This is a genomic window from Ensifer sp. B1-9 (assembly GCF_050474445.1).
Lineage (GTDB): Bacteria > Pseudomonadota > Alphaproteobacteria > Rhizobiales > Rhizobiaceae > Ensifer.
Map to the genome: position 1 here is coordinate 140,461 of NZ_JBCHVG010000004.1, position 12,363 is coordinate 152,823.

The 12,363-nt window shown below is 62.3% G+C and carries 6 protein-coding genes; all 6 read left to right on the forward strand.

All coding sequences use genetic code 11. The features are described 5' to 3' along the window. The first annotated feature begins 107 nt into the window (after positions 1–107). The gene (locus tag ACQ5BM_RS08575) at positions 108–1,919 is read left to right on the forward strand and encodes a type I secretion system permease/ATPase (protein ID WP_429810512.1); all 1,812 of its coding nucleotides are present in this window, start codon (positions 108–110) and stop codon (positions 1,917–1,919) included. Positions 1,920–1,948: 29 nt separating this feature from the next. Continuing rightward, entirely contained in the window at positions 1,949–3,247 is a 1,299-nt protein-coding gene (locus ACQ5BM_RS08580; protein WP_429810067.1) for an HlyD family type I secretion periplasmic adaptor subunit, read from the forward strand. 63 nt (positions 3,248–3,310) lie between these two features. After that, entirely contained in the window at positions 3,311–4,189 is an 879-nt protein-coding gene (locus ACQ5BM_RS08585) for a sulfotransferase family protein (protein ID WP_429810068.1), read from the forward strand. A gap of 53 nt (positions 4,190–4,242) precedes the next feature. Next, entirely contained in the window at positions 4,243–5,745 is a 1,503-nt protein-coding gene (locus ACQ5BM_RS08590; RefSeq protein ID WP_429810070.1) for a lipopolysaccharide biosynthesis protein, read from the forward strand. Positions 5,746–5,967: 222 nt separating this feature from the next. After that, on the forward strand, positions 5,968–8,337 hold the full coding sequence (locus ACQ5BM_RS08595) for an RTX toxin (RefSeq protein ID WP_429810071.1): 2,370 nt from the start codon (positions 5,968–5,970) through the stop codon (positions 8,335–8,337). Positions 8,338–8,496: 159 nt separating this feature from the next. Further along, positions 8,497–12,174 (forward strand): metallophosphoesterase, encoded by a 3,678-nt coding sequence (locus ACQ5BM_RS08600; RefSeq protein WP_429810073.1) that lies wholly within the window; start codon positions 8,497–8,499, stop codon positions 12,172–12,174. Positions 12,175–12,363 lie beyond the last annotated feature (189 nt).

Consider the following 12,363-nt stretch of genomic DNA (forward strand, 5'->3'; position numbering starts at 1 on the left):
TCACCGCAAGCGCCGCCTCTGCGAGGGACCAACTGACGAAACTGACGGGCGTTGCTTTGGACGGGCAGTCTTTTTGGCTGGCCTTGGCGGCATTGGGCCTCATGCTGATGGTCGTTCCGCGGCGGCGCAGGCGAAGACGGGTTTCTGCCAACCCGCCTGCAGCCACCTTTTCGGCCACGCAAAGGCGCGTGCCGGGCACGGAACTTGCGGGCGCCTTGCGTTCCTGCCGCGGCGCACTCGCAGGTGTCGCGATCTTCAGTGGCGTCAGCAACATCCTCATGCTGAACGGCGCGATCTTCATGCTGCAAGTCTACGACCGCGTCCTGCCGAGCCGGAGCGTGCCGACGCTCATCGGCCTGTCGATCCTGGCTGCCGCCCTCTTCCTCGGGCAGGCGGTCATAGATCTGCTGCGCGGCCGCATCATGACGCGGATCGGCGCCGAACTGGACGAATGCGTTTCGGGGCGGGTATTCTCCGCCATCGCGCGCCTACCCCTCCTCGTCGGGCAACAAGGCGAAGGACTGCAGCCTCAGCGCGACCTCGACAGCATTCGCACCTTCCTTGCCAGCCCGGGTCCCAACGCACTTTTCGAACTGCCGTGGCTACCTTTCTACATCGCGATCATCTGGAGTTTCCACCCGATCCTCGGGCTGACGGCGATCGGCGGTGCGATCGTATTGGTGGCATTGACGATCACGACCGAGATGCTGACACGCAAGCCGGCGAGCGCGGCGACATCGTCGGGAATCCGGCGCAACAACCTGGCGGAAGCAAGCCGCCGCAATGCGGAAGTTCTGGCCGCCATGGGCATGCGTCGGCGCCTGCATGAGCTTTGGCAGGAAACGAGCCGCGAACACATCGCCCAGCAGCAGCGCGTCAGTGATGTCGTTGGGGGCCTCGGCAGCCTTTCCAGAGCGTTGCGGCTGATGCTTCAATCCGCGATGCTGGGCGTCGGTGCCTGGCTGGTGATCCATGGCGAGGCAACGGCCGGTGTCATCATCGCCGGCTCGATCCTCGCTGGACGGGCCCTTGCACCCGTAGACCTCGCAATCGCTCATTGGCGCAATTTCATCTCTGCGCGCCAAAGCTGGCGCAGGCTGAGCCAGTTGCTTTCACGGCTGCCTGACGAAGTGGGGCCGATGGCCCTTCCGGCGCCACGTTCCAGCCTCACCGTCGATCGCGTCGCCGTCAGCGCGCCTGGCACGCAACGGCTGATCGTGCAGGGCATCGAGTTCAATCTTAGCGCAGGCGTCGGGCTTGGCGTCATCGGCGCCAGCGGTTCCGGCAAATCAACCTTTGTACGTGCCCTCGTCGGCGCCTGGCGGCCGACGATCGGCCGCATAAAGCTCGACGGGGCGGCACTCGATCAATGGCCGCAGGACCATCTTGGCCGCTACATCGGCTATCTGCCGCAGGACGTGGAGCTCTTCTCAGGAACGGTTGCGACCAACATTGCGCGCTTTGAGCCGGTGGCAGATGCCGACGCCGTTGTTGCCGCGGCGCGTGCGGCGGGTGCTCATGACCTGATCGTCAGCCTGCCCAATGGATACGAGACCCAGATCGGCGAGAGCGGAACCGCACTTTCTGCCGGACAGCGTCAGCGCATAGCGCTTGCCCGCGCCCTCTATCGCGACCCATTTCTGATCGTGCTCGACGAGCCGAACTCCAATCTCGACGCGGATGGCGAGAGCGCCCTTGGCGAGGCGATCAAAGGGATCAAGGCTCGCGGCGGGATCGTCGTCATCGTCACGCATCGACCGAATATCCTCGCCGCGGTCGACCTGGTGATGGAAATGAAAGAAGGGCAGATGCAGACGTTGGGCCCGCGAGAACGGGTGCTTTCGAAGCTCTCCCCGCCGCAGCCGGCCAATACTGATTTCCTCAGGCCCATCGCCGCCCACCCCAAACTGCCGAATTGAAGGCGGTCAAAACAATCGTCGCCAGTCAAATGAACGCACCGCACTCGCACCGACGCTCTATTCGCCGCAACCTCCTGGGTGGCGTCACGGTCATCGCCCTGCTTTTCGGCGTGGTCGGCGGCTTCGCTGCAACGATGGAGATCTCCGGCGCGATCATCGCCCACGGCGTGGTGGTCGTCGCCTCCAACGGCAAGAAAGTTCAGCACCCGACCGGCGGCATTGTCAGCAAAATCCTCGTGCGCGACGGTACGCATGTCGAAGCCGGCGATCTTCTCGTGCAGCTCAGCGATGTCGTGCCGCGCGCCAATCTGGCCTTCGTGACCAAGAGCCTGGACGAGCTCTATGCCCGAAAATCGCGCCTCGAGGCAGAGCGCGACGGCGAGGAGCAATTGACGATCACCCCAACACTGGTCGCGCGGATGAGTGAGCCCGATGTTGCAGCGCTGGTCACGAGCGAGCGTCGACTGTTCGAAATTCGTCGCATCGAGCGCTCCGGCAACAAAGCGCGGCTTCGCGAGCGCATCGAGCAGCTCCAAAAGCAGATCGAGGGCTACTTGGCGCAAGGAAAGGCCAAGAGCAAGGAAATCGAACTGATCGGCGAAGAACTCGAGGGGATTCGCGATCTTGTCGAGAGGAAACTCACGCCGCTGTCGAAGCTGACGGCCTATGAGCGCGACGCGACCCGGATCGAGGGCGAGCGGGCGCAGCTGATCGCCAGCACTGCGCAGGCGCGGGGCGCGATCGCAGAGGTGCAACTTCAGATCCTGCAGCTGGACAAGGAGTTTTCGAGCTCGACCGGCAGCGAACTTCGCGACGTCGACGCCAAGATTGCCGAGTTCGAGGAACGACAGGTGACGGCCGCAGATCAACTGTTGCGCATCGATATCCGTGCGCCCGTCAGCGGCTCCGTCTATCAGTCGACGGTGCACACCATCGGCGGCGTGATTGCTGCCGGTGAGCCGATCATGATGATCATACCGGATCACGATGCTTTGGCGATCGAGGCAAAGGTTGCTCCTCAGGACATCGACCAGGTCCTTATCGGCCAAGGCGCCCAGTTGCGGTTCACCGCCTTCAATCAGCGCATCACGCCGGAATTCCAAGGTGTCGTCTCGATGGTCGCAGCCGACGTGACGCACGATCAACGCACGAATGAAAGCTACTACGTCGCGCGGATCACGCCGAAGCTCGATGGGTCGGAACGTTCCTTGACCCTCCTTCCCGGCATGCCCGCCGAAGTGTTCATCACGATCGGAGACCGGACGATGATCTCCTATCTGATGAAGCCTTTGTCAGACCAGATGATGCGCGCGTTCCGGGACCAATAGGCGCAACGCAGGCGGCACCAACGCCGCCGCTGAATCCGGTGTCTCCAGCGAAGGAGGATTGCTGTGATCGCGGACAAGCTCAGACCTCCGATATTCCTGATCGGCAACTATCGCTCAGGAACGACCATCACGCAGAAATTGATCGGCCTGCATCCGGACGTGGTGACCTGGTATGAACCGCGCACGCTCTGGCTCTACGCGGATCCCGGGAGGCAACACGATGTGTTCACCGAGCGTGATGCGACGGAAAAGGTCATCCGCTACATTCGCGGACGCTTTCTCGAATTTCAGGTGAAGAACGGCGGCCGCCAGATCATGGAGAATACCCCGTCGAACGTCCTCCGCACCTCCTATGTGCACGAGATCTTCCCGGAGGCGACCTTCCTCTTCATCACACGAAACCCGTTCTCCTACATCAGCTCGATGGAACTGAAATGGCAGAGAACGAAGACGCTGAAGGGCATGAAGAGAACGCTTTCGACCACGCCGCTGACACAACTTCATTACTATGCCGCCGTGCTCATCCGCCAAATGTTCGTCAAGAAAATACTGCGGAAGAAATACGCGCCGATCTACGGGCCGAAGTATGAAGGGATCCACCAGGACCTGAAGGAACATGACAAGCTGACAGTGATTGCGCGCCAATGGGCGCGTGGCAACCGCCGGGCCAGGGAGGATCTTGCCAGGCTCGGAGACGGCCGGGTGCTGACATGTCGATACGAGGACCTGATGCAGGATACCGAGAATACCTTGCGCCGCATCTACGACCACTGCGGACTCGCCTGCAGCGATGATATCCTTCGTGCCGCCAAGCAGATGGTAGACCCCACCCGCCAGGAGAAATGGCTTCGCTTCGATCGCGAGCAACTGCGGGCAATCCTTCCGGAGATCGAGGAAGAGATGCGCGTGTATGGCTACGAAGTTCCGCCTCCCCTTCAGTGAGAGAGTGCCGCAAGAGCAGCGTGTAGGTTCGTTCCCCCAAAGGAGAGCAAGGCGTGAGTAACATTCGACAGGGGCTGGCAAGGCGGAGTGTCGTGGGCATGTTCTGGACGGGCCTGTCCATGGGGGCGCTCGCCGTGGCGGAGGCCGTCGCGCTTCTCGTACTCGCCCGGCTTCTTTCCCCCAATGAATTTGGGCTTTATGCCGCGGCCGTCGTCATCATCAAGCTGGCGACCATCTTCGAAAACCTTGGCGTCGCCCCGGCAATCGTGCAGCGGCCCGAACTCGATGAACGCCACCTGCGGGTCGGCTTCACCTTGTCGCTGATCCTCAGCCTCGTGATCGCCGGGCTGGTATGGTTGACGGCACCCGCGATCGCACATGCCATGCGACTTGCCGACCTGGCGCCCATCGTGCGCGCCACCAGCGTGGTCTTCATTTGCCAGGGCGTCGCGCTGGTGGCGCAGGCCGTCGCCCAGCGAGCGCTGCGGTTTGAATGGCTGGCCGCCGTCGACGCGATAAGCTTTGCGGTCGGCTTCGTGATCGCAGCACCGATCCTTGCCTTGGCTGGTTTCGGAATTTGGGCGCTCGTCGGTGCGCTGATGACCCAAAACGTTCTGCGCACGATCGTGTTGCTTGTCGGCCAGCCGCATCCGAAACGCCCTCTGCTGGAGCGGCGTGCAATCAGCGAATTGCTGTATTTCGGTGGCGGGTTCACCATTGCCAGAGTGTGCAACTATCTCGCGACCCAGGTCGACAAGCTCATTGTGGGCCGCTGGCTCGGAGCGGAAGCGCTCGGTATCTATTCGCTCTCCTCACAGCTCATGACCACGCCGGCGGTCATCATCGGCCAGATTCTCGACCGTGTCCTGTTTCCAACGATGGCGCTCGTTCAACAGGAGCCCGCCCGGCTCGCCCGCGCCTATCGCAGCGCGGTTGCCGCCTGCGCTCTCGTGGTGCTGCCGGCAAGTCTTGTCGTCGCGATCGCGGCGCCCGAACTCGTCCTGGTGCTCCTCGGTCAAGGATGGGACGCGGTCGTCGCTCCTCTGCAGATCCTGGCCGTCGGTATGTTGTTCCGCACAAGCTACAAGCTCAGCGACTCCATTTCGCGGGCGACCGGTGTCGTCTACGCAAGGGCGTGGCGGCAGGCGATCTTTGTGGTCGCCGTGGCGGCTGGCGCTTTACTTGGATGTTTCTGGGGCGTGACGGGTGTGGCGGTCGGCGTTGTCGCGGCCGTCATGACCAATTTCATGCTGATGGCGCATCTCAGCCTGCGCGTCACCGGGATCAGCTGGTCCGAGTTCATCGGGGCGCATGCGCCGGCATTTGCGCTCGCGGGCGTGGTGGGCGCCAGTGCCTGGATCGCCGCGGATCAATTGCGCCAGGTTCACGTGATGCCGCTCGTCCTCCTCGTCAATGTCGCGATTGCCGCCGGCGCGACGGGCCTGGTGTCGTGCTGGCTGCTGCCGTCGCTGTTCCTTGGTCGGGACGGGCAGTCGATGCTTCGCCTGGTCGCCGGATTGGCGCCCGCTTGGCTGCGACGCAGTCGACCGAGCTAGGCAGACAATCTCCCACCGTTCGGCGGCATAGTCCGGACGACGAACACGAGCGTTCCAAATTCCGTCCCGCGATCCGATCGAGTGACGCCGTTCCTGCCCGACGGTCGCCCTCCTTCGGCCGCGGGTTTTGGCATTACCCAGGGGTGCCCGTCCCAGCGAGCACCAACGATCGCTGACCTGCAAAGGCCGGCTGAGAGGCCGCCTTGACAAAGGAGATACGACATGACCAGTTTGGCTCGGTTTCCTAGTATCAAAGAGCTTTTGGCAGATATCGACCTCGACTACGGCCTTAAGGGCGGATTGGGCGATGACGGACTGCTGGCACTGACCGGTGTGTCCGCTGGAAATGCGACACTGCCGCCTTTTGTCCAGAACGTTCTGCGCGCGACGGTCTCCTTCGAGGGGGGCAGCGACTGGGGCCTCTCACCAATGGGTCTTGAGCGCAATGATGGCTCCAGCGGCGCGACGGCACCGGCCGAAACCGGATTGGCGAAAGAGAGTGCAACAAGGCCATCCCCCGCCATGACGACCAGCGACGGAGAAGCGCCCACAACGATGGAGGTGCAGAGCCTTGCCGCTTCGACCAGCAGCACACCGACAGCACTCGAAATCCGTGTGTCCGGCGCCGCCGATGACGCCGAGGAAAAGGGCTCGGGGACGATCTCGGGCAACATCAACGATCTCGAACTCGGCTTCGACGGCACCACCCGTCAGACGGTCGGGATTCGCTTCACAGGTATCGACATCCCCAAAGGCGCCATCATCACCAATGCCTATATCCAGTTCACCACCGACGAAGTGAGCACGGGGGTGGTTTCCCTGCTGATCCGCGGCCAGGACTCGGACGACGCAGCAGCTTTCACAACCGCGAAGTTCGACGTTTCATCCCGCCCGATCACGGATGCATCGGTCGGCTGGACACCTGTGGACTGGACAATACGCGGCGAGGCCGGAGCCGGCCAACGCACGCCGGATCTCAAGGCGATCATCCAGGAAATCATCGATCGCGACGGCTGGGCGGCGCTGAACGACATTGCCTTCGTGATCACTGGCACCGGCACGCGCACCGCCAAGTCTTTCGACGGCAACGCCGCCGCGGCACCGCTCCTGCACCTCGAATATTACGTGCCGCCAGCAAGCGCTCCGGTCGCATTTAACACTCCGGCAGACACCAACGCCGCCGCCGACCAGATTGCAGAGCTGGCCGCCGTTGGAGCGGCCATCGGCATCACCGCTTCGGCCAGCGATCCCGATGCCACCGACACGGTGAGTTACAGCATCGACGATGCGCGTTTCGCCATCGACGCCAATGGCGTCATCACCCGCTCGGGCACCGGCACGCTTGACTTCGAAACGCAGGCCCAGATCACCCTGACGGTGACGGCGACCTCGTCCGACCGAAGCACGGCCACCCAGACCTTTACCGTCAACGTTCTCAACAGCCCGGAACCGGTCGCCTTCAATACCCCGGCCGATGCCGACACGGCCACCAACCAGATTGCCCAAGGCGCTGCCGCAGGCACCAAGGTCGGTATCACGGCGTCAGCGGCGGACCCGGATGCCGGTTCGACGGTGACCTATAACCTCAATGATTCGCGTTTCGCCATCGATGCGGGCGGCGTCATCACCCGCTCGGGGACCGGTACGCTCAATGCGCAGTCCCAGCCTTCGATTACGCTAACGGTCACGGCCAGGTCGTCCGACGGGAGCACAGCCCAGCATGACTATACCGTCAACGTCACGACGGGGATCCCGGGCCCGCCGACATCGGCAACCTTGGTGCACACCGTACTGACGTCCCAGTGGTCGCCGGAAAGCCCGGACCCGTCGGGTATCACCTACATCTCCCATCTCGGCACCCTGATGATTTCCGACGGGGAAGTCGATGAGATGTCGATATTCAAGGGAAAGAACCTCTTCGAGATGAGCCTGAACGGTACCCTGATCAGATCGCTCACCACCACCAGTTTCTCAGACGAGCCAAGTGGTGTTGCTTACAATCCCACCAACCGGCACCTCTATTTCTCCGATGATACCGGCACGAAGAGTGTCTACGAACTCAACCCGGGTTCGGACGGGCTTTACAACACGGCCGATGACATAGTGACCTCGTTCAAGACTTCTGCATTCGGGAGTTCCGACCCCGAGGGCATAGCCTACGACACCAAGCGTGGGGTCCTGTATCTCGCGGATGGCAACGCGAGGATCTATACGATCAACCCTGGCGCGAACGGCAAATTCGACGGAGTGGCCTCCACGGGCGGCGATGACGTGGTGACGAGTTTTTCGATCGGGACGCTGTCCAACGGGGACCCTTGCGTCGAGTATGACCCCGTTCACGACCTGCTCTATGTCGTCAAGTCGCGCACCCAGGTCGTGATGATGTCAACGACGGGACAGCAGCTGGGCACACTCGATATATCGGCGGCCAATGCCCGCAAAGTGGCCGGCCTGGCGCTTGCGCCAAGCAGCGACGATGCGAACCAGATGAGCCTCTACATCGTCGACCGAGGCGTCGACAACGACTCCAACCCGAACGAGAACGACGGCAAGCTTTACGAGTTCCGGCTCGACCATTGGCTGCTCGCCTGATTGGGGGAGCATGATCGGCCACCTGGCCAAAACCTGAAGCAGGTCGCGCAAAAGTGCGCAAGCGCTCTGCGATAAAGTCAAGAAATATCACTGGTGTAGGGGTGGCTGCGTCCACTGGTCGACCCCTGTTATCCGCAAGCCGCGGAAAGGAAATTGGCCATGTCTAAGGTGTCCCGCGTTCCATCTGGCCTAGACGACCCAAAACTGCTCGCGATCGAGTTCGGGCTGAGTTTTGGCGCCCATGGCGGTTACGTGTTCGAGGATGATGCTGGTTCGATCTGGACCGCTCATCCTCAAGGGCTGGCACAGCGATTGGTGGCTGACCTGAGGGCGAGCTGGGAGGAGCCCACGGTCGCCACTCATGGGCACCGCTCCTCTGTGGACGCCAGCACAGAGTACCAAGGCCCGCTCGTGGATACGACCGCTACCTCGGTGTCTTCCGACACCGACGGGAGGTCGCTTGGAAGCGATACGCACGAGAGCACCTTCCGCTCATCCAATACAACCAGCTTGGATCCGGCATCAAGCAATGTTGCCCCCGGCGTGGCCACGCTGAACAGTGCCACCGTCAACACGCTTGCCGCCGATCCGATTTTCGAGACAAGGATCGCCACCGCCGCTGATGACATCGAGGAAAAGAGCTCCGGCACGATCTCCGCCAACATCAACGATCTGGACATGGGCTACGACGGAACCACTCGCCAGACCGTCGGACTTCGCTTCACCGGGATCGACGTTCCCCGAGGTGCGGTCATTACCAACGCCTATATCCAGTTCACCTCCGACGAGGTCGGCACCGGCGCGGCGTCGTTTGTGATCCGTGGCGAGGATGCAGACGAATCGGCCGCCTTTACCGCCATCAAGTTCAACGTCTCCTCGCGCCCGACCACGGATGCATCCGTTGCCTGGACGCCAGCAAGCTGGACGGTGCGCGGTGAAGCCGGCATTGCCGAGCGAACGCCGGATCTCAAAGCGATCGTCCAGGAGATCATCGACCGCGGCGGCTGGGCGGCGCTCAACGACATGGCATTCACGCTCGTTGGCACCGGCACGCGCGTGGCGAAGTCTTATGAAGGCAGTGCCGCTGGCGCCGCGCTCCTGCACATCGAGTACACCGTTCCGGTGGCAGGCAGTCCCGTCACATTCAATACGCCGGCAGATGGGGATCCAGCCACCAACCAGATCGCCGAACTCGCATCAGCAGGCACCAAGATCGGTGTCACCGCTTCCGCCAGCGACCCAGACCCTGGCTCGACCGTCGCCTACAGTCTTGACGATCAACGCTTCACCATCGACAGCAACGGTGTCATCACCCGGTCGGGCACCGGAACGCTCGACTTCGAGACCCAGGCCTCGATCACGTTGACGGTAACGGCAACCTCCTCCGACCAAAGCACGGCCACCCAGACCTTCACCATCGGCGTTCTCAACAGCCAGGAACCGGTCGCCTTCAACACGCCGGCCGACACCGACACGGCCACCAACCAGATCGCCGAACGCGCAGCCGCCGGCACCGTCGTCGGCATCACCGCTTCCGCCAGCGATCCCGATGCGAGCGACACGGTCAGCTACAGCCTCAACGATTCACGCTTCGCCATCGACGGCAACGGGATCATCACGCGCTCGGGCACCGGAACTTTGAATGCCCAGGCCGAACCTTCGATCTCGTTTACAGTGACCGCCACATCTTCCGACGGAAGTACGGCAAGCCAGGCTTTCACCCTCGACGTCCTCGTGAGCCCGCAGCCCGTCGCCTTCAACAGCCCCGCTGACGCCGATGCGGCCACCAACCAGATCGCCGAGCTCGCAGCGGCCGGCACCGCGGTCGGCATCACCGCATCGGCGGGGGATCCCAACGCAACCGATACGGTCAGCTACAGCATCGACGACCCGCGCTTTGCCATCGACAACAATGGCGTGATCAAACGCTCTGGCACCGGGACGCTCGACTTCGAGACGCAGACATCGATCCTGCTGACGGTGACGGCGACCTCCTCCGATCAAAGCACCGCAACCCAGTCCTTCTCCCTCGCCATTCTCGACAGCCCGGAATCGGTCGCCTTCAGATCGCCCGCCGATGCGGATCCGGCCACGAACCAGATTGCCGAGCTTGCCGCAGCAGGCACCAAGGTCGGGATCACTGCCTCCGCAAGTGATCCCGACGCCGGCTCGACGGTCACCTACAGCCTCAACGACAATCGCTTCGCGATCGATGCCAATGGTGTCATTACCCGCTCGGGCGTCGGCACACTCGACTTCGAAACCCAGACTTCGGTCACCTTGACCGTGACGGCAACCTCATCCGACCAGAGTACGACCACCCAAACCTACACCCTCGGTATTCTCGACAGTCAGGAGCCGGTCAGCTTCGGAACGCCGGCCGATGCGGATACGGCCGCCGACCGGATCGTCCAGAATGCTGCCGCAGGCACCAAGGTCGGCATCACCGCCTCGGCGAAAGACCCCGATGCCGGCTCGACCATCACCTACAGCCTCAACGATAATCGCTTCGCGATCGATGCCAACGGGGTCATCACCCGTTCCGCCACGGGCACGCTCAATGCCCAGAGCGAACCGTCAATCGCCCTTCACGTGACGGCAACATCGTCCGATGGAAGCACCTCCACGCACGACTACACCGTCAACGTCGCCGCGCCGACGGGACCGCAGACCCTTTACCGCTTCGCGATCTTCGGCGACTACGGGGATACCAACCTCAATGGGGAAAAGGCCGTGTCGGCGCTCATCCATAGCTGGAACGTCGATTTCGTCCTCACTGTCGGCGACAACGTCTACGCGCCCCAGACAATGGATGCAGCCATAGGCCAGCAATATCACGACTATATCGGCAACTATCAAGGCGCCTATGGCGCCGGCAGCGCCATCAATCGCTTCTTCCCCGTGCTCGGCAATCACGAGTATGAGGACGGCAACTTCTCGAACTACCTGAATTATTTCTCGCTGCCGGACAACGAGAGGTACTACGACTTCCAGGTCGGACCGGTGCATTTCTTTGGGCTCAACAGCAACAAGCAGGAAACTGATGGCCGCAGCGCGACGTCGGTCCAGGCCCAATGGTTGCACGCCACGCTCGACGCGTCGAACGCGAGCTTCAACGTCGCCTACTTCCACCACACACCCTATAACCCGGGCGGCAGCACCCTCACCATGCGCTGGCCCTTCGAACCCTGGGGCGTAAATGCGGTGTTCGCCGGCCACGAGCACAACTACTACCGCGAAAACCGCGACGATAATGGTGACGGGGTACAGCTTCCCTACACCACCACCGGCCTCGGCGGTTCGGGCCGCGACGTCCCGAACGTCGGCACGAATCTCGTCACCATCACCGATCAGGGCATGCTGATCGAGTTCTACAAGGTCACCAGCTTCAACGGGATCACAGCGACCAGTTCTCTCACCGACTCCTACTTCATCGCGACGCCGGCGGGCCGCGCCCCGACGATCGTCAACGGCAGTTATGTGCTGAACGGCACGACAGGCGCCGACTATCTCTGGGGGCTCGGAAGCAATGCGACGCTGACGGGCGGGCGCGGCAACGATACGCTCGTCGGCGGCAAGAACAGCAATCTTTTCGTGTTCCACACCGGCGATGGGAACGACACGATCCTGAATTTCCGGGCCGGCGCTGCCACCGGCGACGTCCTCGACCTGCGTGACTACGGTATCGACAGTGCCAGCAAGTTCCAGCAGGTGGCGTCGAACCAGGGCGCAAATGTGGTGGCCAACCTCAGCGCCACGGACCACCTGACGCTCCTTGGCCTTCACGCAGAGCAGCTCCATGACGACAATTTCGTCCGGACAGGACTTCTTGTCTGAAATGAACTGACTGGGTCTGCCGTCTTCGGCCGACGAGATTAGCCCCGACGAACACAGAAGCACGGGCCCCGCATCGGCGGGTTCCGATTATCAGAAAGCCGCGGAAAGGAGATTGGACATGTCTAAGTTGTCCCGCGTTCCATCTGGCCTAGACGACCCAAAACTCCTCGCGATTGAGTTCGGGTCAAG